We start from the raw sequence: 26,258 nt of genomic DNA, 5'->3' as shown, positions 1-26,258 counted from the left end.
GGTGTTTTTATTACTAGTAGATAAACTTACCAAATGTACCGGGGCTAACAGTTCGCTTGTTGTAGCTTCCTCGCTTATAATTCCAGCCCATCTCAGAAACGACATATGTACCGTCTGGATTAACTGATTCAACATAAGCAACGTGACCATTTGTTACAGCTACTGCTCCCGCCTGGGGCGCTGAACCAGTTGCCTTACCGGCCGCCTGCGCCGAGCCTATCCAGTTATAACCAGCATTACCATAGACAGCAACATCTGGACGGCGCGAGTGAACGTAGTCAGTGCACCACATACCGTTACCGACATATCGGCTACTTGAACTGGTTGGCGCTGATGAATAACGACGTGTTGTGTATGTCGTCGCAGTTTGCGCGACAACCTTTGTCGCAGCCGGCTGTGGCGCAGGTGCAGGAGGCGTCATAAACGCGCTGGCCGCGGCCTGAAGCTTGTCGTACTTGTCAATGAGCTGTTCTTTGCCAGGCGTGACTTTGATCACTTGACCTGGCTCGACAAGGTTTGCGTTAGTGATACTGTTTTCAGCCATCACTGCTTCAACCGTCGTGTGATGCGCCTTGGCAATAGCAGTTAGCGTGTCGCCGGCGTTTACCGTCACATCAACTTTCGTGTTAGCGTTAGTATTTGTGTGAGCTTGGCTATCTTTGCCAGGCTCCAGGGTTTGTTTGGTGTCTGTGGCGTAAGCATTGTGTCCGCCAAATACGGTGAGGGCAAGCGCAAAGGCGACCACCGTCACTGTCTTGTTGAAACGCATGTTTTCTCCCGAGTCTATCGACTGAATAGTCGACGTACGACTCTTACATTTACCAACCCCCACGGCTAGGTTTAATTTCGATTACACGTGGATTTTGTGCCTGAAAATCCTCCCGAGATTGTCTACGGTTTTCAAGAGACACAAAGTCGATGATATCGCAGGATAGCGTTTCGGTCAATAATTAACACGCTAGTGCTAGCGCCACCAGATGAAAATACGTAGTAAAAATATCAACGAATTTGGCTTTTTAAAATCATTCTGTGCACCAGAAAATCTTGCATAAACCGCCAAAATCTGGTAATATGCCATAGATATTTACATCAAGGTTGGGAGGTCTAACGACCGTTTGTACCACAGAAAGGATTCTACTATGGCAAAAAAAGCCGAGCTGCTTGAAAAAGCAGCTGAACTGAAGCTAGAAGTTTCAGAAAAAAATACTATCGCTGAGATCGAAGAGGCTATCGCTCAGGCCGAAAAACACGAAGTCCGTGAGGCAGTCGTTGCAAAAGCCGGTAAGCGTTCTCAAAAATCTCTTGACGAAGCCGAGGAGAAGGCCAAAAAAGAAGCTCGCAAAGAGGCCGGTGATACCACCCCGCAAGGTGACGCAGTTGCGCATGAGAAAAAAGGTCCCGCACCAAAAGTTCGTCCACTGATTGAACGTCGCGGCAAGAACTACCGCAAAGTTGCCGAGAAAATTGACAGCACAAAGGTATATAACCTTGCTGACGCATTGGCACTTGCTATTGAAACAAATCCAGCAAAATTTGATGCTAGCGTTGAGGTACACGTTCGCCTCGGTGTCGATCCCCGTCAGGCCGACCAAAATATCCGCGCGACCGTAGCACTGCCAAACGGCACGGGTAAGGATATCCGGGTTGCAGTGTTTGCCCCAGAAGCCGAGACCGCAAAAGCCGTAAAAGCTGGCGCAGATATCGCAGGAGATGAAGAAATCCTAAAACTCCTCGATAAAGGTGAGTTAAACTTTGATATCCTAATTGCAACTCCAGCTTATATGCCAAAACTCGGCAAATACGCGCGTCTGCTCGGGCCAAAGGGCCTCATGCCAAACCCAAAGAGTGGTACAGTTGCCGCTGATGTTGTAAAGGCTGTTTCTGAGGCAAAAGCCGGTAGGGTTGAATACCGAGTTGACAAACAGGCAACAATCCATCTTTCAATCGGCAAGGTAAGCTTCGGCGTGGACAAGCTTAAGGAAAACGCATCGGCCTTCTTTGCCAGCCTTCAAAGCCAAAAACCGTCAAGCCTAAAGGGTAGCTATATCAAGTCGACTGCAATCGCAACCACGATGGGTCCTGGAATCAAGGTAGAAAACCAAGTCGGCTAACGACTACTTTTACTATCACAAAAAACAACCACCCAGGTGGTTGTTTTTAATTTCTTCGTTAGCACTAGAATTATAGTCTCGTCTCTGTTATTATTTATATAGTGAAACGACCCCTTTTTAGTTTTGGCCCAATAAATCGAACACGCAAAGCGGAACGTGATTACGTAAACTACCGTCGAAACAAAAACATAGACTGTGATTTCTGCAATTTCAATGACTCATCAGACGTGCTCATCAAAGAGTATTCGTTGTTTTGGCATGTAATCAATAAATTCGGCTATGCGACCTGGGACGGCTACTGCGTCCGCGAACATTCAATGATCGTACCAAAACGGCACGTAGTGTCGATCAGCGAGTTCACGCCCGAAGAATCCCAAGAGTATATCGCGCTGATTTCAAAATTTGAAAAAGAGGGCAACAGTATATACTCGCGTTCAGACAAACAGGTAACAAAATCTATTCCGCACCAGCACACACACCTTATTCAACTAGAAGACAAACAGGTGCGATCCCTCATCTACAATCATTCGCCACACATTCTCACATTTCGCTAGTATTCATCGTTTGAGTAGACACACACGTCCTCGCGAAACGGAATCCCGATCGAAATCATCTCAAAAATTGATGGCGTAATAGCAAAAAGACGATCTTTTCGTAGAAGTTTTTCAAGAGACATCCACTCACTATAACCTCCAGACCACTCACAGGGCGTAACTGGTCGATCTAGTTCAGCTATCATGAGGGCAAATATCTTGTCTTCAAGAACAGTATTTCGATGATTAACGTCAATCACGCGGTATGAGCCAGCAACGCGAAACTTTGCGTCAATTCCAGTCTGCTTTTTGAGTTCACGGGCAGCCGACTCAGCTAGTGGTACGCCTCGAAGTACTGGAGCGCTCGCAATACCCCAGTAACCGTTAAACGGCTCTCGATCGCGTCGGTGAGCAAGAACATATTTTCCGCATCGCACCACCATAAGCATTGATGATTTGGGCTGCTCAATTTCACGCCCAGTGCCCTTATCCAGACGACTTGCAAAAGCCTTACCTTCGGTAGTCAATTCATACAGCCCGTCATCAGCTTTCAGGATATAGCCTAGCCTTACCAGCTTATGGATATGAAACTTGAATATATCGCTCTCCATCTTTGCGGAACGCATCAACTCTGAATACCGCGCCCGTGTCGCATATTGAAGTGTATAAAGCACCGCTGTTTGCGCTTTGTGAAGCTTTTCTGTTGATTTCATATAATAATTTTAGCACAGAGTCTAGGGTATAAAATCGCCCTATTATAAGCAAATTATGCTATATATAATCAATATATCGTCAACAATGAATAGGGGGATAAAATAATGAAAGAAACATTACGACCGAGCCATGAGGATCAGTATCTCGATCTAGCCGAAAGCATATTGCTCGACGGAGAAACGAGGGACGATCGCACCGGTGTTGGAACTCGAGAGTTATTTGGTGTACAGATGAAATACGACCTGCGCCAGGGATTTCCGGCGCTTACGACCAGAAAAGTGCCGTTTGGCACTGTCGCTTCTGAACTAGCCTGGATGCTTCATGGCGACACAAACCTCCGCTACCTAGCTGAGCACAAAAACCACATCTGGGACGAATGGCCATTTGTATCATATTTACGCCGGACAAACCAAACCGTCCCGAAGCAAGGTTCAGAAGAGTGGAGCACCAAAAAGTCTGCTTATCTAGAAAAAATTCTCAACGATGATCAATTTGCGTCAGAATACGGTGACCTAGGACCAATTTATGGCCATCAATGGCGTGCCTGGGAAGGCTATGACGGTCAGCCAATCGATCAGCTGAGAAATGTCCAGGAAGCAATCCGAAACGAAGACCGCAGTATGGGGCGTCGTCTAATCGTCAGTGCATGGAATGCAGCACAAATCGAAGAAATGAGTAAAAGCGGTTTACCACCATGCCATACTCTATTTCAGTTCAACGCATCAGATCAACGCAATCCAGAGACGGGCAAAAAATACCTCGATATGCAGCTCTATCAACGAAGTGCAGATTGGTTCTTGGGCGTACCATTCAATATGGCGCAGTATGCGATGATGCTGAGCGCCATGGCGCAAACTACCGGTCGTACACCGCGCTATTTCACACATACATTTGGCAGTGCACATATATACAATAATCACATCGATCAGATAAAGGAGCAATTGTCGCGCCGTAACGAAACCTACCCAGCACCACGACTAGAACTCAATCCTGAAATTACCGATATTGGTGATTTTGACGCCAAAGATTTCAAGGTTGTCGATTATCAATCGCACCCATCAATTCGTGCACAAATTGCTATTTAGCAATACGAACATAGGTAACGAAGTCATAAGGATATTTGTTACGGTCATCAGCCTCAAATGATTCGCGAGAACGCTCCTGCCAGTCCTCCCCAAGCGAAGGGAAAAACACCTCCGCCTCGGGGAACACCTGGTCGACTTCCGTCGCATAAACTACGTCAACATCAGATAGCGCTTGCTCGTAGATACTCGCACCGCCAATAATAAACTGATTGCCATGTGCTAACCGATATGCCGAAGCGAGACTATCGACCGCGATTACATCAACCGCATCAAGCGGACGATGCGTTACAACGATATTTTCGCGGCCAGGCAAAGCGCGTCCAATCGATTCAAACGTCTTACGCCCCATGATTAACGACCCGCCAGCAGTTAGATCCTTGAAATGCTGAAGGTCTGCTGGTAAATCTCGACCCCACAATAGGTCATTATTTGCACCGATACCTCGGGCACGATCATAGGCGACAACGATGCTTTTCATACACTTTATTGTATCAAATAGCGTGATATACTAATGGTAATAACAGGGGGATTTACAATAAAAATGACTTACAGTTCTTTGGGTAGTGCCGTATGAGCGTTTATAGCAATACCGAAATCAAAACAGCGATTCGTGAAGGTACGATTGTAAGCGTTCCGTTTGAGCCAGACCATGTCAGTGAAGCTAGTCTGGACTTTACGTTAGGCTATTATTTTTATAAACAAGAAGTCCGCGAGGATAATCGCATCTATAATCCGTTCGACGAAGAGGACGTTGCCCAGTACTTCAAAGGACCACTAAAAGCCATACCTCATCACGAATGGTGTGAGCAATACGGCTATCGTCCATTCAAAAATATTCCACGTGACCATCCGATAATCGTCCTGCGTCCCGGTGAACGTATTCTGGCGCACACTCATGAATTTATCGGCATCCGTGCCCACGGTGGAGCCGCCGAAGTGCGTGCTCGATCAAGCTGGGGTCGCAATGGCGTGGCAGTTTGTTTCGACGCTGGTTGGGTAGACCCAGGTTACATCAACCGAATTACCCTCGAGATATACAACTTAAACAAGCACGAGAGTGTCGTATTGCCAGTCGGGGAACGAATGGGGCAGCTAGTGTTTCATAAAACTGGTGAGGTTGATGGAGATTACAGTCGGGGTCGAGGAGGCATGAGCGGCAAATATCAATCAACCGACAACCTAGACGAGCTAATTGCTAATTGGCGACCTGAAGCCATGCTACCTCGTAACCACAAGGATTTGCGCAGAAAACCGAAGAAAATCAACGGATTAAGCGAGGGGATGCTATGATGTCGCGACAACACAAAGGAGTTTATATCGCCATCGAAGGTGGCGACGGCTCAGGTAAGGGTACCCAGGCCAAGGTGTTAGTAGATAAACTTAAAAAACTTGGATTTGACGTCTTGGCGATGCGCTACCCTCAATACGGCAAACCATCAGCTCGGTATGTTGAGCGCTACTTGCGTGGCGAATACGGCCAGGCGAATGACGTTCCCGCCGACCTAGCGTCACTGGCATACGCCCTCGATAGGGCCGACGCCGATACCCTGTCGACGCTTCGTAACCATCTAGCGAAACCAAACGGCATAGTCGTCAGCGATCGTAGCCCAGCTTCAAACATGGCTCATCAAGGGACAAAAATTTCATCTCCTAAAAAACGCCAACAGTTCTACCGCGAGATGGTAGAGCTAGAGTATGAAGTCCTTCGAGAGCCACGACCAGACTTGAATATCGTCTTGCGCGCAGACGCCACTACTGCTCAAGCAAATGTCGACCGCAAGGACGCAGACACTCATGGCTATACGACGGCAAAACGCGATATTCACGAGGCAGATACCAACCACTTGACGCTAGCGCTCCGAAACTACGACGAACTATGCGAGATCCTGCCTGAAGAGTTTATTCCGATCAATGCACTTGATGACGCGGGCAAGATGCGACCAATCGAGGAAGTTCACCAGCAAATCATGACACTGATTCAAAGGCGCAGACTACTCCCAGGGCTACAAGACGACAATACAAACGCTCAAAAATTTTAGCAAGAAGCGCCATTCTAAGCCATCAGCAACATCCCAATCAATATACTCGACACCTCGCTCCATAAATTGACATTTTGGCTATTTTATGCTAAAATCAAAGAATGGACACAAGTCGTATTCAGAAGGCTAGAAAACGAGTAGCCTATCCTGACCATGCGTTCCCGCTTGCTTCGGATGCTGTTCGAAGTGCCTATCACGATTATTGGAGTACAACCCTAGAAGACCCAGCTACTATCCGTCAGCAACAGGTTTCAATGGCCCAAACCAACACTCTAATTTCAGATTTTTGCGACAAATTTCTGACCCCCCAAACTTATCACGCTGCCACACTAGGAGGTATTGTCGACGCCCTCGACATCCCAAGCCACACGAACGAAGCAACTCACGCCCTGCGCGTATATCGCCATGAGTCAAAAGAAACCCCAGAAGAGCAGTTAAATGTGCTCGGGCTTTTACAAGATAGACAAGTTATCAATAACTTTTGGGAGCGCCGCGTTCTCGAGCAATACGGCCAGGAGGAGCGTCGACTTGACCTCCTAACCGACATCAACAACCGACTGGAGGTTCGGCCCGAAGAGTGGCGAGCGCGCGCTCTTGGCACTAGAGCAACAGATATTTTAAGAGTCCGCTCTCAGGAGGGCGTCAATATTGAGTCTTTACTAATTGGCTCTGCCGAAACCCTCCAGTGGCTACACTCTGATAAGGCCGAAGCTACAACAGATACTTATAGGCATATCCACCAAGCCCAGCAGTTTTATGCACCTCTTTCGGAGTTTATCGGGTTTGATGGCCTGGCTATGGGCCTACAGAGCCAATCCGAGATCCTAAAAGCCAAACACTCAGGGCAAGAACACCTTGTACAGCGAGCGCAGACTATAATTGAAGAGCTCGGCAGTCCCGAAGTCGTCGAACAGCGAGTCGAAACAATGCTTCGGGCTGTCCTCGGCGAGACCAATCAAAGACAAGTCTTGACCCACACCAATAAACATGGTGTTATTATCGGAGAAGGCAAGTGTCTTGACCGCGATCTACGAGTTGTCTGGCGCCGAAAAACCCTAGGCGGAATTCTGCGTAAACTAAGCTGCCTAGAAAAAGATCAGATACCGATGGATATCATCGGTGCTACAGTTATAGTCCAGGATCCTGAGCAGATTGGACGCGAACTTCGTGCCATCATGACAAAGGCCGAACTCGATCCACGGATAGTCCTCACACCATCGCCGAGCCGAACAAAGCCCTTTCATGTCAAAGGCTCAAGCGAGTACCGTGCGGCCGTTGCTCGTGGCATGGGTTATACAGATGTCGACGAGATGGCTCGTGATGTTGACGTCAAAGACGGAGATTATCAGGTAGGCAAAGTAACATTCCGCTTCCAGCGCTGGGGTGAACCGCTACCACTTCATACGGAAATTCAGTTTTGCACTGTGACGGACCGTATCGATGCACGCATCGGCAGTGCCGCTCACGCCGCATATAGACTAGCCGAGGGTCAGCCATATACACTAACCCAAGAGGACACAGTCGCTCTTGCAGACTTTCGTGCCCAAAAAAAGCACCTCGGACAAGACGATCTAACTCCACTCAGCCGTCCACGTGCTCACGAATTACTACGCCGCATCTCTTGACGTTTTACCCATAATTTGCTATCATAAAGCTTAGACATTCACCAGAGACAGTGGCTGTGAGACATATCACTTAATTAGCCACCGAGGGAATTATACTTTTCCGAGAGGTCTTTGGTCGTGTAGCCAAAGATTTTTGTTTTTGGCGACACTTCCACCAAGAGATGTCGAACATTGACAACGCGGTCATACATTTAAAAATATCAGAGCAGGAAAGTTTTTCTAGTTCTTAGTTCAAAGCGGCTAGAAGCTTTCACCCCGAAAGGATTATTATCTATGGCCATCACCAAAGATAAGAAACAAGCTTTGGTCAGTGAACTTACCGAACTCTTTGCTAACGCAAAGGGGACAGCAGTCGCAACATACCAGGGAATCAGCGTTGCTGAACTCCAGGAGCTCCGCAAAAGCGCACGCGCCGAAGGTGTCGTCATCAAGGTCGTCAAGAACCGCCTCGTACGGATCTCGATGAGCAGTAGCGACACCTACAAAGAGACAGACACGTCGGCACTCGTTGGTCAGCTTCTCTACGCGTTTAGTGCTGATGACGAGGTTGCGCCAGCAAAGGTGCTAAATGAGTTTGGAAAAACCCACCCAGCACTTGAGCTTGTCGCTGGATTTAGCGGAGATGGTCTTGCCCTCGCGCAAGCTGAGGTCAAGGCGCTTGCTGGACTTCCAAGCAAACAGCAACTCATCGCCGAGGTGGTTGCTCAACTGCTTTCACCAGTTCACGATGTTACCAACGGCCTATCTGGCAATCTCCATGCATTGCTTGATGGCGTCGCTGACAAAGCTACTGCGTAGTTTACTACGCTCAAATTACATTAGAATATCAAGCCAACCCCAGAAAATATATCTGGGTTTATAGATAAGTACTATAAGGAGAATATCCCATGGCAGACGTAAAGAAACTTGCTGAAGAGCTAACCAAGCTCACAGTACTCGAAGTAAACGAACTCAAAAATGTCCTCAAGGACGAATATGGCATCGAGCCAGCGGCCACAGCTGTCGCTGTTGCTGGTCCTGCTGCTGGCGCTGAAGCCGGTGCAGCAGCCGACGAAAAGACTGAGTTTACCGTAACCCTCAAAGACGCTGGTGCGCAAAAAGTTGCTGTAATCAAGGCTGTCAAAGAGCTTACTGGTCTCGGCCTAGGCGAAGCAAAAGCCCTCGTCGACAACGCGCCATCTCCAATCAAAGAGAAGGTCAGCAAAGACGACGCAGACGCAGCCAAGAAAGCCCTCGAAGAGGCTGGTGCTACTGTCGAAGTCGCGTAAGTTACCTCGAAAAAAAGACCGCTTTTGTCATTTTGCAAAAAATACCCCAGATTTTGGGGTATTTTTTATTAGGGTATTGCTTTTTTGTATATTTTATGCTACAATATAGATATTGGTCGTTAAGAGGAGGAAAAAATGACCAAAAGCTCTCGTCGGCCTCAACGGTCGAAACGAGATAAGGATCACCGCCCTTTCTCAGGTAACGCCGGGAAGCGTCGCCTGAAAGAGTTGCGCCTTCGATCGAAGGGTGGAAACAGTTTCGCTCACGCCGGTTGCCCCGGCTGTGAGTACTGTGATAACCTCAAGCGCAATGCACTTTTGCGCAGAGGTTTTTCGGACGAATGGCAGCACGAATACTGCTAATCGTCCCCAGCCCAGATCCACGCACCAACTGTACGTGAGATCTGGGCATTTTTCTTTGGTTTTATCGCTATATTGCATTTTCTTACATTTTATGTTACTATAGTAAAACTGGCCAGAAGAATAGGAGAAAGGATGGCCAAAAAGTTTCATAGACCTCAGCGGTCGAAACGAAAAAGGCAGCGCTGTTGGATTTTTTCTGGTAACGCCCATGGGCGTTACCAAAAGACAAGAAGGCGCGACAGAAAGGATTGGATACGCGGCCCCAAGGGCGGTTGCCTAGGATGGACCTGCCGGTGTGGAGGGGAGTTTAAGCGCCCCTCCACGCCCTGGAGACAAGACTGGGACGGCTGGCTGGACGGCTAGAGCCATCACTAGTCGCCCTATAGGCCCAGATCTCACGTACAGTTGGTGCGTGGATCTGGGCATTTTTCTTTGGTTTTATCGATAATTTTTACAACGCTTTTGTTTTCACCTCATAAAACCTTGTGGAAAATTTCTGTTCTTGACTTTTTACCCATAGAGATGTATATAATGGGTTGATATAACAAAACACAGACAAAAGATTGCGAGATTTACCAGATGTCTGAATTACCAGAAAAACAAGTTAAGCGACTTAAATCGCTAATTCAAGAGGCGGAAACCAACTTAGCCGCTGCCAAGGAGCTCTTGATGAGTATCCTCGGAGACGATGGACATGTCGTCACACCTACTAACTCCCGCGAAGATGTATCGGGCAAAGTTATTGAGGGTGTATTTGACGGGCAAGTGATGATTGGTCCAGATGGCAAGAGCTATCCTGTACCAGCCAACTATGCAAGCAAGTCAAAGCTTGTCGAGGGTGATATCCTTAAGCTCACTATCGCCAATGATGGTGGATTTATCTATAAGCAAATCGGTCCAATTCCACGCAAGCAAATCATCGGCACGCTTGTCCAGCACGATGGCGCATACTATGTCGAAGCCCAAGGTCGAGAATATCGAATTCTACTTGCTAGTGTTACGTATTTCCGAATCAATATCGGTGACCAAGTCACGATCATCGTACCAGAGGACAACCCAGACGCTACCTGGGCGGCCGTTGAGGCGGCACTTTAGGCCAAATAGCCATATTGTAAAAACTACCCACGACAGGCCTATCGCCGCTAGGCTATACTAGAGGCAATAGACGATAAAAATCAACAGGTGGGCAGGGGGATTTAACATGGCAAAATTGCATTTTCTCTATGGAGCGATGAATTGTGGTAAAAGCGATACGATGATCAGTACCGCCTTTAACTATGCAGAAAATGGACTAAAAGTTGTGACCATGATGCCAGAAATGAGCATGCGTAAACCTGGGTTTACAACATCACGCGCTGGCAAAGAATGGCCAATCGACATAGCGACGCACAAAGCTGGCGACAAACTCCCTGATGAGACCAAATTTGAAGATTCAACCCCAGTATACGAGACACTGCACAAGCTAATTGGCGATAGAGCCGTCCAATGTGTCCTAGTGGACGAGGTTAATTTCATGTCTCCCGAGCAAGTAGATGACCTAGAGAAAATTGCAAAGATCGACGATACATCGGTGATTGCGTTTGGTATTCGCACTGATATTCAACGACATTTATTTGAAGGCACACGTCGCATGTTTGAGCTGGCTGATACGGTCAAAAAGATGCCGACGATGTGTCCCTGTGGTCAGCAAGCGGAGTTTAACGGTCGATTTGTGGACGGAAACTTTCATGTCGGTGAACCGATAGTCTGGATTGACAACGACCCAACTAGAGTGCGTTATCAGTCGCTTTGTGGACAGTGCTATCTCGACAACGCCTCGTCACCAGGCGCAATCACGAAATAATACAACAGTGTAAACACCTCTCTCGAGGTATAATAAATTCATATGGGGCAGGCGTTATATCGAAAATACCGTTCGAAAAGTCTTGATGAGATTGTTGGCCAATCTCATATTACTGATATGCTAAAACGCGCAATTGCGAGCGACAATATCGCTCATGCCTACTTACTGACTGGACCGAGAGGGGTAGGCAAGACTTCGATTGCTCGCATATTAGCTCACGAAATTAACCAGCTACCGTATGCTGACGAAACCAATCACCTAGATATTATCGAAATAGACGCGGCAAGCAACAACTCAGTCGATGACGTCCGTGACCTACGCGAAAAAGTCATGGTTGCACCTAGTAGCGCCAGAAAAAAGGTGTATATCATTGACGAGGTCCACATGTTGTCAAAACAGGCCTTTAATGCTCTCCTCAAAACACTAGAAGAACCGCCTGAGCACATCGTCTTTATTCTTGCCACAACTGACGCGAACAAGTTACCAGCGACTATCATTAGCCGAGTGCAGAGATTTAATTTTCGGGCGATCCAACCAGATACAGCCGCAAAACATCTGCGCAAAATTGCTGACGCTGAAAATATTATGATTAACGATGAGGCGCTAGAACTGATCGCACATCAAGGCAAGGGAAGTTTTCGCGACAGCATCAGCCTACTAGATCAGCTACGTAATATTTCAGATGAGGAGATTACTGTTTCGCTAATCGAGAAAGTTCTTGGCCTAGCAGAAACTGACATAATTGAGCGTCTGATTGAAGCTTACAAATTACAGGATATTCATACAATCGTTCAGCTACTCGATACCGCAGAATCACAAGGAGCGCCAGCTCTCACGCTAGTTGAACAGTTAATTTACGTAATTCGTAATTGCATTACGGCAGAACCAGAGCTCATCTCACTACTCGATAACCTACTCGATGTTGCGCGTAGCGCCTGGCCACACGTTAAACTACTCACCGCGTTGACCAATTACCCTAAATCTAGCTCAGTAGCTCAGCCAGCAAAGCCTAGCGTTAACACTGACCTGGCAGCCAACAAGCAATCAGACAAAGTTGCCGAACAAAAACCAGTTTCCAACAAAGATCAAACAGGTACACAAAAAGAAACACTTGACACTTCGGATAGTACAGCGTCAGCTCAATCTGACGAATCCAAGGCACCAGAGACGGGTCAGCCGTTTTCATGGGAGGACTTTGTTTCAGCGCTTTCATCACATACTGGAGCGCATAGCATCATCAAAAACTGTAAATATAATTTTGACGACAACAAACTAACAATCTACGCTGGCAAGAAATTCTATAAAAATAAGCTTGATGCAGCCCTGCCCGCACTCGCCGAGGCTCTACAGTCGATTGGTGTCATAAATACTGATATATCGATCCTCGAATCGTCTGCACCACCAAAAGATAGCCAGGTAGCAGCCGTCTTTGATATCATGGGCGGAGGAGAAGAAGTGGAGTTGTAATGGCTGATAAAAAAGAAATTGTTGCTGGAAAAGTTCCGCCCCAAAATCTCGATGCAGAGATGAGTTTGATTGGCGCAATCCTGATAGACGATGAAATTGTTGCTGATGCGTCTGAGATCGTCACGCCAAAAGACTTCTACGACAAACGCCACCAGGCAATTTTTGGGGCAATTATGCGTCTATACGAAAAACATAAGCCGGTGGATCTACTGACTCTTACCGAAGAGCTCAAAAAGAAAGATGAGCTAGAAGCAATCGGCGGATCAGCCTATCTCACCGAACTGACCAATTACGTGCCAACCGCGGCGCACGCTGATAGCTATGCCGAAATTATTGCTCAAAAAGCCGTACGCCGACGCCTAATTAAAGCCAGTGCTGAGATTAGCGAAATGGGGTTTGACGAAGAGACCTCTACCCAAGAGCTTCTCGAAAAAGCCGAAGCGGAACTATTTAGCGTTTCGGATCAGTCGCTCAAACAAGACCTTATCAGTATCGAGAGTATTTTGACAGAGAGCTTTGACCGTATCGAGGAGTTACATCGCAACAAAGGTCAACTACGCGGTATTCGTACCGGCTATCGCGATCTAGATAACATGACGGCTGGCCTACAACGTAGCGATCTAATTATCCTCGCGGCGCGCCCAGCGATGGGTAAGACGACGCTCGTCACCAACCTCGCCTATAACGTTGCCTCGCTTGCTAAACTACCAGTGTTATTCTTTAGTCTAGAGATGAGCAAAGAACAGCTAATCGACCGTATGCTAGCGGACGCGTCGGGAGTTGATAGCTGGAATATCCGTACCGGCAACCTGAGTGATGAAGACTTTTCGAAACTTTCAGAAGCAATGGGCGAGATGGCAGAGGCACCGATATTTATCGACGACACGCCAGGCTTGAGCGTACTTGAGATGCGTACCAAAGCACGCCGCGCAGCACACGACCAGCCGCTCGGGCTGATCGTCGTTGACTACCTCCAACTCATGCAAGCTAGCGGTAATCACAACGGCAACCGCGTCCAGGAGGTTTCAGAGATTTCACGTGGCTTAAAATTGATTGCTCGCGAGCTCAATGTGCCGCTAATCGCCCTTTCACAGCTATCACGTTCAGTCGAGAGTCGCACACCACCAATTCCACAGCTAGCTGACCTACGCGAATCGGGATCCATTGAACAAGATGCCGATATAGTTTCGTTTATCTATCGACCAGGCTACTACGAGCCAGACAATCCTGAAGTTCAAAATATCACCGATCTAATCATCGCCAAGCACCGTAACGGCCCAGTCGGCAAAGTTCAACTGTACTTCCATCCAGAGCGTCTTCGCTTTATGTCGCTCGACAAACGGCACGAGTAGCGTGATATAATCATAGGCAGTATGAAATCACACGTCACTGACTACGCTCTCTATCGATGGCGATACAAGATAGGCTACAGCCTAATCTTTTTGATTGTCGTCGTCATCCTAGGCCTCACTTCGATATACATTCCTGGATCACTTCGTGAGGCGGAATTGTCAAGTGCACTCGAAAGTGGCGCGCTGTCAGCCCAGTCACTCGACCCTGCAACCGTTGTCAATTTGCCATATCATATACTTCAACGCCTAGGTTTTATGGTGTTTGGCGTCTCAACGCTCACAATCAAGCTTCCATCAATTATCCTTGGTACGCTAACTAGCGTTGGTATCTGTCTCCTGACGCGCGCCTGGTTTCGAAGAAATGTCGCCGTACTCGCGACAGTCCTCGCGGTAACGACTACACAATTCCTATTCTTGATTCAGGATGGCACGCCAGCTATTTTATTTACGTTTGTCACTATATGGCTTCTAACAGCTGGAACTTACGTAACACGAAGCGCTATATTTAATACTTTTTGGAAGGTGATAGGGTGTGTGCTCATGGCGACTGCCCTCTATGTACCACTCGGTGTTTACGTCGTAATAGCACTACTGATTACAGCATCGTTTCATCCCCACATTCGCTATATAATCCGCAAGATATCACGACCGCGCCTGATCCTAGCTCTGATACTTGGACTAGCCTCAATAGCGCCACTCGTATACGCATCAATCGTCAATCCTTCCGTCGCACTGACGCTTCTTGGCGTACCAACCGCATCGTTTGATATCGTCGCAAATCTAAAAACCGTTGCTCTAGACCTATTTGGCTTCTTTTCTACCTCAACCAGCGCGCTACTTCGACCGACTTATTCGCTTGGCGTGGTCATATTGATGGCTGTAGGTATATACAAATTTTTCACCGTAAAATATACCGCTCGTAGCTATGTAGTTTTAATTTTGGCAACATTCATGTTGCCGCTCATCATCCTAAATCCAAAATACCTATCGAGCCTTTATCCACTCAGCACCCTCATGATAGCAATGGGTATGGCTACAATGATCACAAGCTGGTATAAGCTATTTCCACGAAACCCTTATGCACGTGTCACTGGGCTTTTGCCGCTAAGTATATTTGTCGTAGGCTTGATATTTTCAGGCATGATGCGCTACATGAACAACTACTCATACAACCCTCAGGTACTAGATCATTATTCAAGTGACCTCGCACTTCTAGATCAATACCTTGCAAAAAACAAAACAGACGCAGATTCAACTCGTCTAGTCGCCTCAAAAGATCAACTAGCGTTTTATTCGTTAGTAGCTCATTATGACAAACGATTCAGCGTCTCAGTAGACATCACCGACACGCCTAAGACCGTCTTGTTGACACATGATTCTCGCCACATTCGAGTACCAAATCTAGAACTATCGCACATCGTCACCAGTCACAAGATTCGGAGCGCAGATCGCTTCTACGTCTACACGACAAAACAGTAACAATAGGTTATAATACGTCTAGTTAATTATTCAGGAGGAATTACTTATCATGGCACTCAACCAGATGAAGATGCTCAACGACCTACGAAAAGCCCAAAAAGATCTTGCAAAAGAAATTGTTGAAGTCGAAGCAGGCGATGGAGCCGTAGTCGTCCAAATCTCTGGCGAGCTAAAAATTAAATCAGTTAAAATCGACCCAGAGTATGTTGACCTTGATGACATTCATCAGCTCGAGCATTGGATCGAAATCGCCGTCCGTGACGGTATGACCAAAGCTCAGGAAATTGCTGCTGAAAAAATGAAGCCTCTGATGGGCGGACTTGGCAAGCTTGGACTCTAAAATAAACCCATGCCCGAACTACTGCCAAAGACGCTCGCAAAAGTGATCGATGAGCTCGGTCGACTACCCGGCGTTGGCGCTCGTACTGCTGAGCGCTACGCTTATTATCTATTACGCTCCGACGCCCGCGCTTCAGAAAGCTTGTCTCATGCGATATCGGGGTTGCACAGTGGTGTAAAAACCTGCCCAAAAACGTTTGCTCTGATAGACAGCGAAGAGGAGATATCCCACCTATACGTAGATGAGTCGCGAAACAAAAAACTGGTTGCTGTCGTCGAAGAGCCGCTAGATATCATCGCTTTAGAAAAAACAGGGCATTTTAGCGGCACATACCACGTCCTCGGCGGAGCAATCTCACCAATCGACGGGATTGGCCCAGAACAACTCCACATCCCAGAATTACTTAAACGTCTCCGCGACGACGAGGTAGAAGAGGTGATCATCGCCACAAACGCAAGCGTCGAGGGCGAGTCGACGGCATTGTTTATTCAGCGCCAGATCAAAGAAGCGAACATAGAGACTAAATTATCACGTCTTGCAAGAGGCATACCAGTTGGCGTCGACCTTGAGTACGCCGATCAGATTACCCTCAGCCACGCCCTAGAGGGTCGTCGCGCATTATAGTAAATCTCGTTACCAGAAATTTTGAAAATTATTCAAACCCTCTGGTAACGAGGCAGGAGAAATGAGTCCAGCCTCGTGCTCAGATCATACAAGGCAAAAGGGTCTCGCCTTTAGCCCATTCTGTCGAGCAAGCTTCCATAGCCAGCCCTCAGAAAATGACCAAACGAGGTCACTCTCTGGACTCCACCAAGCTACGGTATTGTAGCTACGACCCAGAGGCCTTCCAAGGATATCTTGCTTGAAAAAATGCTCAGAGAAGTCTGAGTAGACCTTGGAATAACACCCCTGGTTTACCCACTTCTGTAGCTCTATTGCCTTGAGAGCAGCCTCATTTCGGCTACATAGAAAATATACAGCCTTGATTATACCTCTAATCTGTATAGATCCGTTCGAAACGGTCAATTCCTCGTCGGCACTTAGCCTCTGTAGAGACTCATTAAGCGCCCTTTCACTCTCATCGTCCACATAATCGCAGACGAGCGCCCCTCCCAGTGGGACAACGCGCTGTACAAGCCAAAAACTACTCATTTTTCCTGCCTTTCGTCTCCAACCCAACCTAGGATGGAGCATAGAACTAGGACAGAATGATCACTCTGTCCTCTCCCTTAATTATACCACTCTTTTATATAAAAAGCAACTAGTCTATCGTTGCCATGATTGATAATCCTCCCTAGATAGGACCATCTAATAGGCAGGCAATATGCTACAATATACCTGATGTTTGACACCGTAATCTCTATGATCAACAAGGCTACAAAAATTGTAGTGATACAAGGCGAGAACCCAGATGGAGACAGCCTAGGCAGCAGCTTGGCACTCGAAGAACTACTTAGTGAACGAGGCAAATCGGTCGTCATGTACTGCGCGATTGACGTGCCAAAATACCTCCGATATATCAGCGGATGGGACCGAGTAGTAAACGACTTCCCATTTGACGCCGATCTAGCGATTATCGTCGATACCGCCGCTGAAGCGCTCCTTGAAAAAGCTCTCCAAGCCCCAGGAGTACGTCATTACCTAGAAACGCATCAAGTCATCGTTCTCGATCACCACGGAGAAAGCGACGAGGACGAAACTCAAAATGACCTAACATTTAACCATGAGTTTATTATGAGCGGTACAGCAGCGGCGACTGGTGAGCTAATTTACGATATTGCCTCAACCGCTAAATGGCACATCAATGCAGCTGCCGCTGAATCACTCTACATATCTATCGCTAGCGACACACTCGGACTAACAACTCAAAGTGCTGGCGTCCGCACCTACCAGACGGTAGCCTCACTAGTTGAGTTAGGCGCTATACCCGCCGAAATAGAACTGCGTCGTCGTGAATTTATGAAAAAACCAGCCGACATCTTGGACTACAAAGCCGAGCTCATCAAGCGTATCGAGTATCACCTGGATGGCAAGCTCGCCACAGTTCACATTCCCTGGGAGGATATTGCCGAATATAGCGATCGATATAACCCAAGCGTACTCGTGCTAGACGAGATGCGCCTCGTCGAGAACGTAGAAGTTGCCTGCGCAATCAAAACCTACCCCGATGGCAAGCTCACTGGTAAGCTACGCTGTAACACGCCAGTTGCTTCTGATATAGCTGGATTTTTTGGCGGAGGCGGCCATAGCTATGCGGCAGGCTACAAAATATACGAATCATACGAAGAGGCCCTCTGCGAACTAATCGACGCAACTGACAAAGCCCTAAAGGAGTACCATGACTCTCAAGCTTCACAATACGCTAACTAGAAAAACTGAGACATTTGCTCCGCTCACATCTGATAAGGTGACCTTATATACGTGTGGACCAACCGTCTACGACCACCTACACGTAGGTAATTGGGCAGCCTATATATACTGGGACACCCTCATTCGAACTCTGATCGCCAGCGGCTACCGAGTTGAACGAGTTATGAATATCACAGACGTTGGACACCTGGTGAGTGATGCCGATGACGGGGAGGATAAACTCGAAAAGGGTGCTCGTCGCGAGAAAAAAACCGCCTGGGAAGTGGCCGAATACTACGCCGAAGACTTTGTCGCTGGCATGGAAAAACTCGGCCTAATTCCACCCGAGCACCTCGTCCGCGCGACCGACTTTATCCCGCAACAGCTCAATCTAGTGCGTGCTCTCAAGGAAAAAGGCTACACTTACCAAACATCTGACGCAATTTATTTTGATACCAGCAAGTTTCCAACTTATGCCGATTTTGCTCATCTAGACCTCGATTCTCAGCGTGCTGGCGCCCGAGTCGAAGTTAATAGCCAGAAGCGCCAACCTTGGGATTTTGCTCTCTGGAAATTTACTGAACCGAGTAAAAAACGTGACATGGAATGGGAGACGCCAGGTGATCTCTTGGAACTTCCGCCAAAAGACGATGAACCTATCATGGGATTTCCGGGCTGGCACCTAGAATGCTCCGCAATGGCGATGGATATACTAGGACCAACGATTGACATCCATACTGGCGGAATTGACCATATCCCAGTTCATCACACCAACGAAATCGCTCAAAGCGAATCAGCTAGCGGTCAGAAGTTCGCTAACTACTGGTTACACAACAACCACTTGAAAATCGATGGCGGCAAAGTTAGTAAAAGCCTCGGTAATGGATATACTCTAGCGCAACTAGAAGAGCGTGGCTTCTCACCGATGGATCTAAGGATGTTTATATTGCAAGGGCAATACACAAATGAAGGGAACTTTACGTTCGATAACTTAGAAGCGGCAAAAAATCGTCTGGCTAACTGGCGTAGTTACGCCGTACTTCGCCATCAAACACACGACAGCTTACACGACGACAAAAAGAATGACGATACCGATGAGTTTATATCGGTGGCCGCTGCATCAAGAGCTCTCGTAGAAGCCCTGCAGAACAACCTAAACACTCCAGAAGCACTAAGAATCGTCGATGAAACTTTTAGTAAGCTCGACAACAAGCCACTGGCATCGATTCACCAATATGGGCTGGTTCAGTTCCTCGAAACAATCGACGACCTATTGGGGCTACAATTATGCGAAAGTACTCCAGACATCAACGACGAAGAAAAGATGCTTATCCTCAAGCGTCGTCGAGCCAGGGAGGTGAGCGATTGGAAGCTTTCAGACAAGCTGCGCGATGAGCTACTGGAGCGTGGAATAAAAATTCGCGACACCTCTAATGATACGATTTGGTCACGAGTTTAGTATTAAGCAGCTAGACACCCCCCAAAAAAAAGACACTTCCAGCCCAAATGTGGAAGTGTCTTTAAATTATCAAGTACGATGCCCCTAGGCCTTTTGACTCTTTATTTTCTTGACAAGCTTCGCTAGCGGTTTATTATTTTCGGCGTATTTCTGACGATTCATCTCCAAATACTCCTCAACCAGAACGTTAATACAACCTGCGATAGGAATTGATATAACACCACCTACAACTCCAAACACATAAAGCCCAACCGTTACTGAAACAAGTACGGTTAGCGGACTGAGTTCAAGTCGTTTTGATTGGATACGTGGTCCAATTATGTTGTTTTCGACCTGCTGATAGACGAGGAAGTAGATCGCAAACAAAATACCCGCTGGCACACTACTAAAGAATAGCAGTATCGCCACAAGCATGCCGGCAATTGTTGCACCAAATACCGGAATCAGCGAAAGCGTAAAGCAGATTGCTACAGTCGGTAGGGCAAGATTTACTGGTACCTCATGGATAAATTGACTGAGAATAAAGACTGTTGCACCTGCCGCAAATCCATCAATTGCCGATATTGTCAACTGTCCACCGACATAGCCTGAGACGATCGCGTGCATACGACCGACTAGTCGCCTATGTTGCTCCATACGCTCCTTATTTCGATATAGGCTCCAAAGTCGATGTACCCAATTAGGCCCCTCAACCAACATAAGAAATGTCAGGACTAGCACCAAGATACCAGCCACAACCATATTAAACGCTGAGCCAAGACCAGATATAAAATTCTTCCCCAGGTCGGTCGTCCAGCGCGCTGCATCAGTCTGAATAGCAGCAACTATCTGATCTACCTGGTTTTGAATACGATACTTTTCGATAACTTCACCAAGCCCATGCCATTGGGCCGAGATCGTTCGCACCATCTCGGGCGCGCTGTCAATAAATTTAGCCGTCTGCTGAACTATTGGTGGAATAACGAGAAATATTACCATGGCAAGAAACACCACAACGACCAGAAAAGATAACGCCGTCGAGAGAGTTCGACTCCGACCAGGTAAATAGCGAGCCAGTCGGCTGACTGGTCCATTTAACGCTAGCGCCAAGAATAGCGCCGTGCCTATAATAACAAGCGCCGTACGTGCACTATACAGCGCCAAAATTGCCGCAGCAAAGCCAATGACCACCAGCCAAAAGCGAATAAAAGTCTTTGTGTCTATCTCAATGCGTACTTTCATACATTTAAGTATACTCTATGTATACCCAAATGAGATACTACTGCCAGCCGTGATACGCGCCGTACACCGATATCAAAGCAAATAGAACCAAAACCGTTCCCGCCAGTGCCGACACGGCTACAGTCATACGGTTAGGGTAGTAATCAACCTTAGTCGACTTGCTAACGCGTCGTTTGCGCGTAGCCGGCTTCTTTGCCGAAGTACGGTTGACCTTTGCTGAAGATGCTGCTTTCTTTACCATGCCTATAGTGTATCCTAGTTAGTCTAGAGTCGCAACCCGCTTATGATATACTACACTACATGAAAAAGCCTCTCCGTGAGTTTATTAAAAACTACTTTGGCATCACTACACGACGACTCACTATACCAACTTCGATACGTCGTCGAGCTAAACGTATCGACACAATAGTCATCGACTCTACCGCGCTAACAGACGGTCGCTTAAACTTTGCACAGTCATACAGTTTGGACACATCACCAAAAGAAGTGACAGCTATCGCACAACGTGCACTCGTTGGCAACACCTCACCACGATCGCAGCTACTACGTGACAGTATGGGAGACCACGCTTCTCTACCATACGACCCAGTTTCGTCTCATGATGGGACATTAACCCATAGTAGTTGGCATGAGGGTGAGCTTTATCGCACCTATTGGCTAGGTGAGGTTGCCGATATCATTAATCATACAGATTTAACTGATAATGAACGCGAGAAACTACTTATCGCTGCAAGATCTTATAGTGCGCGAGGACGCCAAGTTTATGCAGTAGGAGTTTCTCTGACAAGAAACTTGCCAGGAGCTAGGCCAAAAGGAGGTGCACTACGTTCAGTAGGATTAGTATCATTTCACTACACCCTACACCCAGACATCCCATATGCTATCGAAAAAATAAAACAAGAAGATATCGATATTATTTACGCTTCAACGGACTCGGTGCTCAATACTACAACGCTTGCGCATCTATCGTGTCTCGTACCGGCGACTATACTCGCCAAGAACGCAAAGATAGTTAGTGTATCAACGGCTGATACCGTAATCGGCGGATTTACTCCTGAAGAGAAAGAGCGGTTCTGTCGTCGATTCAACCCAGCAACGACCCTGTTCGTCAACGAACCTTTGATTCAATTTTGGAATCATTTTTCTTCACTTCGCTCTTGACGGGGTGGTGCTGTAGATACTGCTTTAATAACGTGATGTCAGCAAGGTCTTTCCGACGCCCAAGGTGTCGTTTGCTTTCGATTAGCATTTGGATATTCATGAGCGACACACCGTCGACGACAAATGCATCACGCTTGAGGCGCTTGAGGGAATTGCCCATCCAGGTACGCATCATGTTGTAACTGTTATGCACCAATACTCGCTTACCATTGTCCTGAACGTACTCTTTCCAGTGTTTTTTATCGCGATAACGTGTATATACCTCATCACTAACAACTATATCGATATCCATCGTATCCCGGAGATGCAAGGACTCAAGCACCGCACCGCCAATTACTACATAATCATCCTGTTTTATACCAAGCTTTTTAACTTTTTCCACCGCAGTCTGCCGAGTGTTCGGCTGTGATTTTATGGCACCAGATAAAGTAGAGTAGATGTTATCCTCGCCAACTAGGTCAGTGACGCCATATTCATTAAATTGATGGTAAAGATTTGGCGAAACGTGCGCAAAGCCGAGACGGATATCGTCAGATGACAAATGCCGATACAGCGTCTTGAGCGATTCTACCGCTGTGTAGTCAATATTATCAATTGCACCAGCATCAACAATGATATATTTCACAGGTTTTTCAGCATTTTCAACCGCCCGCTTGATACGAGTTGTAAAGTAGTTGATACTATCAAAAAATAGTGCACCGTCAAATGCATACACTAGTATACCCTCAGAGTCAGCAAGGTAACGACTATCAACGCCCAACCGTTCAACCGCCCATTCCGACAGCTTTCCATCGCGCAGCAACACGTCATCTTTAGGATGATATTGTCGGCTGATACGTTCCATCAGAGAAACTATTACCGCAATCAATACGCCCTGCAGCACACCAAAAAGCACCGTCCCGACCAAAGCAATCAACGAAACAAAAAACTCAATTCTATGAGTCCGCCAGATGTAGTCTAGCTCACTGAATCGGATCAAACGCCAGCCAAGCATAAAGACGATTGACGCAAGAGCTGCTTCTGGCATCCAGCGAAAAAGCTGATTGCCAAACAGCAAGAATAAGCCGATGAATCCACCCATCATAATATTTACCATCTGACTCTTGCCGCCGGCGAGGTCTGCCGCAAGACTACGTGGCGGGCTACCATTGACGACAAAGCCTCTTGTTAATGCCGAGAAGGCGTTTGCCACGCCAAGCGAAAATAGGTCCTGGTTAAGCCGAACTTTTTCGTCATGCTCATTGGCCGAGCTTTGAATTACCGATGAACTCTGAGCAAGGATAACGACTGCAACTGAAATAGCGGTAGGTAATAACATCACGACCTGTCCGAGGTTAACATGTGGGTAAGTTGGCATTGGCAGTCCAGCTGGCAAAACCCCAACCAGCTTGACGCCCAGTGTATCGACGTTAAAACCAAACGCAAATAGCATCGCCAAACCGAGTCCAATTAACTCACCTGGTATCTTGGTTTTTCGCGTAATCAAAATAATACCAACAACAAGAACCGATATCGTCAACGCCATTCCATTGATCGACCCGATCTGCTGAAATAATTGAATGATATGTTGAGACAGGCTTCCGTGAGCCTCTACGCCCAGCATCGTCGGTAGCCGAGTAATAATCAGCTGAACGCCAACCCCCGCCAAAAAACCAACAAGCACCGGACGTGATATTAAGTCAGCCAAAAAGCCAAGTCGCGCTATCGCCATAATTATCAGAATCACCGCCGTCAGCAAACCAATTACACCAACCGCATTGGCATAACCCACAGTACCAGATTGCGCGACCAATACCGCACCTGACGCAATCAAAGCTGCGGTCGCAGAGTCTGCACCAACGATCAAACGACGCGTACTAGCCAAAAGTCCAAAAACAATCGGCGCCAACACGGCCGTATAAAGCCCTGTAACGGGCGGTAGTCCAACAATAACCGCAAAAGCTAGCGACTCAGGAATTGCAATCGCCGTCACCACTAGCGCGGCTATCAAATCATGTTTGAGATATCGTTTTTTGTATTGAGCGATACTCGGATGGAGCAGCTTCTTCATGTGATTTATAGTAGTGATATTTTACTTAAGCGTCAACATACTTCAGCCCATACTCTTCACTTATATATCAAAAAAACATACGACTAGCAGACAGCGCCTATTATTGACAAGTTAACTGTGGTATAATGCGGTAGCGTTAAGTGTATTATTGGGCCGTCGCCAAGCGGTAAGGCACCAGGTTTTGGTCCTGGCATTCGGGGGTTCGAATCCCTCCGGCCCAGCCAAATACGCAACTAAACTTTTTTTGAAACCCGCAAAAAGCGGGTTTAGTTTTATAAAAATCAGTGGCTGTATAACATAAACAAGACCAGCTTGCTACCCCACAATATTATAAACTGCCGGCGTGACGTCTATGATTGAACCACGCAGTTATTTTATTATGCTTACATCACCCAAGGTGAGCGTTGCGGGCCGCTGACAACCATTCTTCAAGTGTTAATTCTGATGGTTTTTTATGTTTAGGTGCGGTCGACCTAGCAAAAGTACGTGGATCAGCATAACAACGCTCAATCCAGTCCATATAAGACTGCATCTGCTGGCGTGGCAATAGGGGAGTATCTCGCAATTTTAGCTCAAGCAGTACGGCGTCAACCGCTGGTGGTGGAGTAAAGTCAGTCCGACGAAGCGAGCGACGAACTCGCGCTGTCCACCAAGGAGCAATCCCCATACCAAGCGCACTATGAAAATGAACACCCTCGACAATCATCTTTTGTGCAAATTGTTTTTGGACGATCAGATATATAGACACCGGTGGATTTGTGCTACACGTCAGACGACGAACTATCGACGAGCTAATATGAAAGGGGATATTTGAAAACACCTTATACCGTCCCTCTGGCAGCTCAGCGCGCAAGAAGTCACCTCTGACAATCTCTACGTTCGAGAAACGTTTCATGTTATGCTCTAGCCGTGAATATGCCGACGGCTCTGACTCATAGGCAACTACCTTTTTTGCACGACGCGCCAGCACAGCAGTAATCGCACCACTACCCGCACCGATATCAATCACCGTATCATTTTTACGTATATTGCTATGGCCAACTAGCTCAGCAATAAAGGCGTTACCGCGCAAGAAATGCTGAGAGTGGCTCGTAACAAGTCGTTTCATATCTATATCGTACCACTACCTAAAACGATAGACAGCAATCAGCTAGCGTCGTATACTAACAGTATGAAGAAAACCATGAGCGGATTTACACTTATAGAAATCCTCATCGTTGTTTTTATTATCGGCATCCTCGCGGGCATCACGCTAGTCACTTATAACGGCGTTCAGGCGCGTGCTCGCAATTCACAAACACTTAGCGCTGCCAATCAATGGGTTAAGATTCTAAAAACCTATCAGCTACGAAATCATCGCTATCCCGAATTATCTACCTGCTTAGGATCGGGGTATGGCTATGGCGTAAACAACGACAAAGGCTCAACCGGCGTCGGACAGTGTCGCCAGACGAGTACTAGCTCTGGTATCATAACCGACCCAAACGTATCAGTTGCGATCGCAAAATATTCATCAAATGCACCTAACCCCGCGTTTGTCACCGCCGCAAACAGCGATACCGACTGGCACCGTGGCATTTATTACTCTATAAGTGGCACTGACGCGTTATTTACTTTCATACTAGACAGTAGTGGAGCATCAGAGTGCCCACGTAAATTTGCCGACATGAGCCTGACTAGCTCCCAGAGGTCAACTCGTGATGGTAATCATATATGTACTTATAAATTAGGAAACGCCGACAGCACATTCACCAATCCAGAAGGTCTGTAAGCGTCTTTTGATTGTCAAATCACGCCCT

At 47.1% G+C, this 26,258-nt stretch carries 28 protein-coding genes, 1 tRNA gene and 1 other annotated feature; of the genes, 20 read left to right on the top strand and 9 right to left on the bottom strand.

What is annotated here, in order from left to right; genetic code table 11:
- Positions 1-13 precede the first annotated feature (13 nt).
- A complete protein-coding gene (locus tag GWK75_02120; protein ID QHU91246.1) occupies positions 14-769 on the bottom strand; it encodes a LysM peptidoglycan-binding domain-containing protein in 756 nt (251 codons plus the stop codon).
- A gap of 652 nt (positions 770-1,421) precedes the next feature.
- Here GWK75_02120 and rplA point away from each other — a divergent pair.
- Positions 1,422-2,111, top strand: coding sequence for a 50S ribosomal protein L1 (gene rplA, locus GWK75_02115; protein ID QHU91708.1), 690 nt, complete (start codon positions 1,422-1,424; stop codon positions 2,109-2,111).
- Between the two features lie 101 nt (positions 2,112-2,212).
- A complete protein-coding gene (locus GWK75_02110; GenBank protein ID QHU91245.1) occupies positions 2,213-2,665 on the top strand; it encodes a hypothetical protein in 453 nt (150 codons plus the stop codon).
- On the opposite strand, the gene GWK75_02105 is transcribed toward GWK75_02110, so the two are convergent.
- Entirely contained in the window at positions 2,662-3,357 is a 696-nt protein-coding gene (locus tag GWK75_02105) for a hypothetical protein (protein QHU91244.1), read from the bottom strand. The genes GWK75_02110 and GWK75_02105 overlap by 4 nt on opposite strands.
- A gap of 105 nt (positions 3,358-3,462) precedes the next feature.
- On the opposite strand from GWK75_02105, the gene GWK75_02100 reads away from it, so the two are divergent.
- The gene (locus tag GWK75_02100; protein QHU91243.1) at positions 3,463-4,443 is read left to right on the top strand and encodes a thymidylate synthase; all 981 of its coding nucleotides are present in this window, start codon (positions 3,463-3,465) and stop codon (positions 4,441-4,443) included.
- Here GWK75_02100 and GWK75_02095 read toward each other — a convergent pair.
- Positions 4,436-4,921, bottom strand: a complete 486-nt coding sequence (locus tag GWK75_02095) for a dihydrofolate reductase (protein QHU91242.1) — start codon at positions 4,919-4,921, stop codon at positions 4,436-4,438. The genes GWK75_02100 and GWK75_02095 overlap by 8 nt on opposite strands.
- Positions 4,922-5,013: 92 nt before the next feature.
- Between GWK75_02095 and GWK75_02090 the strand changes: the two genes are divergently transcribed.
- The 5 genes from GWK75_02090 to rplL all read left to right on the top strand — a co-directional run bounded on the left by GWK75_02090 (position 5,014) and on the right by rplL (position 9,375).
- Positions 5,014-5,733: a deoxycytidine triphosphate deaminase gene (locus GWK75_02090; GenBank protein ID QHU91241.1), complete on the top strand. Its 720-nt coding sequence runs from the start codon at positions 5,014-5,016 to the stop codon at positions 5,731-5,733.
- A complete protein-coding gene (locus GWK75_02085; protein QHU91240.1) occupies positions 5,730-6,482 on the top strand; it encodes a hypothetical protein in 753 nt (250 codons plus the stop codon). The genes GWK75_02090 and GWK75_02085 overlap by 4 nt, the downstream gene beginning before the upstream one ends.
- Positions 6,483-6,583: 101 nt before the next feature.
- The gene (locus GWK75_02080) at positions 6,584-8,107 is read left to right on the top strand and encodes a hypothetical protein (protein QHU91239.1); all 1,524 of its coding nucleotides are present in this window, start codon (positions 6,584-6,586) and stop codon (positions 8,105-8,107) included.
- Between the two features lie 23 nt (positions 8,108-8,130).
- Positions 8,131-8,252, top strand: a sequence feature (ribosomal protein L10 leader region).
- A gap of 128 nt (positions 8,253-8,380) precedes the next feature.
- Complete coding sequence (rplJ, locus tag GWK75_02075) at positions 8,381-8,905, top strand: 50S ribosomal protein L10 (GenBank protein QHU91238.1); 525 nt, start codon at positions 8,381-8,383, stop codon at positions 8,903-8,905.
- A gap of 89 nt (positions 8,906-8,994) precedes the next feature.
- The gene (rplL, locus tag GWK75_02070; GenBank protein QHU91237.1) at positions 8,995-9,375 is read left to right on the top strand and encodes a 50S ribosomal protein L7/L12; all 381 of its coding nucleotides are present in this window, start codon (positions 8,995-8,997) and stop codon (positions 9,373-9,375) included.
- Positions 9,376-9,570: 195 nt separating this feature from the next.
- Here rplL and GWK75_02065 read toward each other — a convergent pair whose 3' ends face one another.
- Positions 9,571-9,888, bottom strand: a complete 318-nt coding sequence (locus GWK75_02065) for a hypothetical protein (GenBank protein ID QHU91236.1) — start codon at positions 9,886-9,888, stop codon at positions 9,571-9,573.
- Between the two features lie 429 nt (positions 9,889-10,317).
- On the opposite strand from GWK75_02065, the gene GWK75_02060 reads away from it, so the two are divergent.
- The 7 genes from GWK75_02060 to recR all read left to right on the top strand — a co-directional run bounded on the left by GWK75_02060 (position 10,318) and on the right by recR (position 16,843).
- A complete protein-coding gene (locus GWK75_02060; protein ID QHU91235.1) occupies positions 10,318-10,833 on the top strand; it encodes a hypothetical protein in 516 nt (171 codons plus the stop codon).
- A 106-nt stretch (positions 10,834-10,939) separates the two neighbouring features.
- The gene (locus tag GWK75_02055) at positions 10,940-11,581 is read left to right on the top strand and encodes a thymidine kinase (GenBank protein QHU91234.1); all 642 of its coding nucleotides are present in this window, start codon (positions 10,940-10,942) and stop codon (positions 11,579-11,581) included.
- A 42-nt stretch (positions 11,582-11,623) separates the two neighbouring features.
- Positions 11,624-13,048, top strand: coding sequence for a DNA polymerase III subunit gamma/tau (gene dnaX, locus GWK75_02050; protein QHU91233.1), 1,425 nt, complete (start codon positions 11,624-11,626; stop codon positions 13,046-13,048).
- Positions 13,048-14,400 (top strand): replicative DNA helicase, encoded by a 1,353-nt coding sequence (dnaB, locus tag GWK75_02045; GenBank protein ID QHU91232.1) that lies wholly within the window; start codon positions 13,048-13,050, stop codon positions 14,398-14,400. The genes dnaX and dnaB overlap by 1 nt, the downstream gene beginning before the upstream one ends.
- A gap of 21 nt (positions 14,401-14,421) precedes the next feature.
- Positions 14,422-15,879, top strand: coding sequence for a hypothetical protein (locus GWK75_02040; protein ID QHU91231.1), 1,458 nt, complete (start codon positions 14,422-14,424; stop codon positions 15,877-15,879).
- Positions 15,880-15,928: 49 nt separating this feature from the next.
- Positions 15,929-16,219 carry a YbaB/EbfC family nucleoid-associated protein gene (locus GWK75_02035; protein QHU91230.1) on the top strand — a complete coding sequence of 97 codons (291 nt, stop codon included), beginning with the start codon at positions 15,929-15,931 and terminating at the stop codon, positions 16,217-16,219.
- Positions 16,220-16,228: 9 nt separating this feature from the next.
- Positions 16,229-16,843 (top strand): recombination protein RecR, encoded by a 615-nt coding sequence (recR, locus tag GWK75_02030; protein QHU91229.1) that lies wholly within the window; start codon positions 16,229-16,231, stop codon positions 16,841-16,843.
- An 84-nt stretch (positions 16,844-16,927) separates the two neighbouring features.
- On the opposite strand, the gene GWK75_02025 is transcribed toward recR, so the two are convergent.
- Entirely contained in the window at positions 16,928-17,413 is a 486-nt protein-coding gene (locus tag GWK75_02025; GenBank protein QHU91228.1) for a hypothetical protein, read from the bottom strand.
- A 147-nt stretch (positions 17,414-17,560) separates the two neighbouring features.
- Between GWK75_02025 and GWK75_02020 the strand changes: the two genes are divergently transcribed.
- The gene (locus GWK75_02020; protein ID QHU91227.1) at positions 17,561-18,589 is read left to right on the top strand and encodes a hypothetical protein; all 1,029 of its coding nucleotides are present in this window, start codon (positions 17,561-17,563) and stop codon (positions 18,587-18,589) included.
- Positions 18,558-20,027: a cysteine--tRNA ligase gene (locus GWK75_02015; protein ID QHU91226.1), complete on the top strand. Its 1,470-nt coding sequence runs from the start codon at positions 18,558-18,560 to the stop codon at positions 20,025-20,027. The genes GWK75_02020 and GWK75_02015 overlap by 32 nt, the downstream gene beginning before the upstream one ends.
- Before the next feature lie 84 nt (positions 20,028-20,111).
- On the opposite strand, the gene GWK75_02010 is transcribed toward GWK75_02015, so the two are convergent.
- Both GWK75_02010 and GWK75_02005 read right to left on the bottom strand, forming a co-directional pair.
- Positions 20,112-21,248, bottom strand: coding sequence for an AI-2E family transporter (locus GWK75_02010; GenBank protein QHU91225.1), 1,137 nt, complete (start codon positions 21,246-21,248; stop codon positions 20,112-20,114).
- Positions 21,249-21,285: 37 nt separating this feature from the next.
- Positions 21,286-21,489, bottom strand: a complete 204-nt coding sequence (locus GWK75_02005; protein ID QHU91224.1) for a hypothetical protein — start codon at positions 21,487-21,489, stop codon at positions 21,286-21,288.
- A 59-nt stretch (positions 21,490-21,548) separates the two neighbouring features.
- On the opposite strand from GWK75_02005, the gene GWK75_02000 reads away from it, so the two are divergent.
- On the top strand, positions 21,549-22,409 hold the full coding sequence (locus tag GWK75_02000) for a hypothetical protein (GenBank protein ID QHU91223.1): 861 nt from the start codon (positions 21,549-21,551) through the stop codon (positions 22,407-22,409).
- On the opposite strand, the gene GWK75_01995 is transcribed toward GWK75_02000, so the two are convergent.
- Positions 22,357-24,459 carry an STAS domain-containing protein gene (locus GWK75_01995; protein QHU91222.1) on the bottom strand — a complete coding sequence of 701 codons (2,103 nt, stop codon included), beginning with the start codon at positions 24,457-24,459 and terminating at the stop codon, positions 22,357-22,359. The two genes, GWK75_02000 and GWK75_01995, sit on opposite strands and share 53 nt — an antisense overlap.
- Positions 24,460-24,608: 149 nt before the next feature.
- Between GWK75_01995 and GWK75_01990 the strand changes: the two genes are divergently transcribed.
- Positions 24,609-24,683: transfer RNA gene (locus GWK75_01990), tRNA-Gln, on the top strand.
- Positions 24,684-24,847: 164 nt separating this feature from the next.
- On the opposite strand, the gene GWK75_01985 is transcribed toward GWK75_01990, so the two are convergent.
- On the bottom strand, positions 24,848-25,567 hold the full coding sequence (locus GWK75_01985; protein QHU91221.1) for a methyltransferase: 720 nt from the start codon (positions 25,565-25,567) through the stop codon (positions 24,848-24,850).
- 63 nt (positions 25,568-25,630) lie between these two features.
- On the opposite strand from GWK75_01985, the gene GWK75_01980 reads away from it, so the two are divergent.
- On the top strand, positions 25,631-26,230 hold the full coding sequence (locus GWK75_01980; protein QHU91220.1) for a prepilin-type N-terminal cleavage/methylation domain-containing protein: 600 nt from the start codon (positions 25,631-25,633) through the stop codon (positions 26,228-26,230).
- Positions 26,231-26,258: the final 28 nt, after the last annotated feature.

Source organism: Candidatus Saccharibacteria bacterium oral taxon 955 (assembly GCA_010202265.1).
Classification (GTDB): domain Bacteria; phylum Patescibacteriota; class Saccharimonadia; order Saccharimonadales; family Saccharimonadaceae; genus Saccharimonas.
The sequence above is the reverse complement of the archived record's forward strand: the minus strand, read 5'-3'. Positions and strand labels throughout refer to the sequence as shown.

Coding starts and splice junctions, on each gene's coding strand:
- GWK75_02120 (QHU91246.1), bottom strand. CDS start 769: ATGCGTTTCAACAAGACAGTGACGGTGGTCGCCTTTGCGCTTGCCCTC.
- GWK75_02105 (QHU91244.1), bottom strand. CDS start 3,357: ATGAAATCAACAGAAAAGCTTCACAAAGCGCAAACAGCGGTGCTTTAT.
- GWK75_02100 (QHU91243.1), top strand. CDS start 3,463: ATGAAAGAAACATTACGACCGAGCCATGAGGATCAGTATCTCGATCTA.
- GWK75_02095 (QHU91242.1), bottom strand. CDS start 4,921: ATGAAAAGCATCGTTGTCGCCTATGATCGTGCCCGAGGTATCGGTGCA.
- GWK75_02090 (QHU91241.1), top strand. CDS start 5,014: ATGAGCGTTTATAGCAATACCGAAATCAAAACAGCGATTCGTGAAGGT.
- GWK75_02085 (QHU91240.1), top strand. CDS start 5,730: ATGATGTCGCGACAACACAAAGGAGTTTATATCGCCATCGAAGGTGGC.
- GWK75_02080 (QHU91239.1), top strand. CDS start 6,584: ATGGACACAAGTCGTATTCAGAAGGCTAGAAAACGAGTAGCCTATCCT.
- rplJ (QHU91238.1), top strand. CDS start 8,381: ATGGCCATCACCAAAGATAAGAAACAAGCTTTGGTCAGTGAACTTACC.
- rplL (QHU91237.1), top strand. CDS start 8,995: ATGGCAGACGTAAAGAAACTTGCTGAAGAGCTAACCAAGCTCACAGTA.
- GWK75_02065 (QHU91236.1), bottom strand. CDS start 9,888: ATGAAACTTTTTGGCCATCCTTTCTCCTATTCTTCTGGCCAGTTTTAC.
- GWK75_02060 (QHU91235.1), top strand. CDS start 10,318: ATGTCTGAATTACCAGAAAAACAAGTTAAGCGACTTAAATCGCTAATT.
- GWK75_02055 (QHU91234.1), top strand. CDS start 10,940: ATGGCAAAATTGCATTTTCTCTATGGAGCGATGAATTGTGGTAAAAGC.
- dnaX (QHU91233.1), top strand. CDS start 11,624: ATGGGGCAGGCGTTATATCGAAAATACCGTTCGAAAAGTCTTGATGAG.
- dnaB (QHU91232.1), top strand. CDS start 13,048: ATGGCTGATAAAAAAGAAATTGTTGCTGGAAAAGTTCCGCCCCAAAAT.
- GWK75_02040 (QHU91231.1), top strand. CDS start 14,422: ATGAAATCACACGTCACTGACTACGCTCTCTATCGATGGCGATACAAG.
- GWK75_02035 (QHU91230.1), top strand. CDS start 15,929: ATGGCACTCAACCAGATGAAGATGCTCAACGACCTACGAAAAGCCCAA.
- recR (QHU91229.1), top strand. CDS start 16,229: ATGCCCGAACTACTGCCAAAGACGCTCGCAAAAGTGATCGATGAGCTC.
- GWK75_02025 (QHU91228.1), bottom strand. CDS start 17,413: ATGCTCCATCCTAGGTTGGGTTGGAGACGAAAGGCAGGAAAAATGAGT.
- GWK75_02020 (QHU91227.1), top strand. CDS start 17,561: ATGTTTGACACCGTAATCTCTATGATCAACAAGGCTACAAAAATTGTA.
- GWK75_02015 (QHU91226.1), top strand. CDS start 18,558: ATGACTCTCAAGCTTCACAATACGCTAACTAGAAAAACTGAGACATTT.
- GWK75_02010 (QHU91225.1), bottom strand. CDS start 21,248: ATGAAAGTACGCATTGAGATAGACACAAAGACTTTTATTCGCTTTTGG.
- GWK75_02005 (QHU91224.1), bottom strand. CDS start 21,489: ATGGTAAAGAAAGCAGCATCTTCAGCAAAGGTCAACCGTACTTCGGCA.
- GWK75_02000 (QHU91223.1), top strand. CDS start 21,549: ATGAAAAAGCCTCTCCGTGAGTTTATTAAAAACTACTTTGGCATCACT.
- GWK75_01995 (QHU91222.1), bottom strand. CDS start 24,459: ATGAAGAAGCTGCTCCATCCGAGTATCGCTCAATACAAAAAACGATAT.
- GWK75_01985 (QHU91221.1), bottom strand. CDS start 25,567: ATGAAACGACTTGTTACGAGCCACTCTCAGCATTTCTTGCGCGGTAAC.
- GWK75_01980 (QHU91220.1), top strand. CDS start 25,631: ATGAAGAAAACCATGAGCGGATTTACACTTATAGAAATCCTCATCGTT.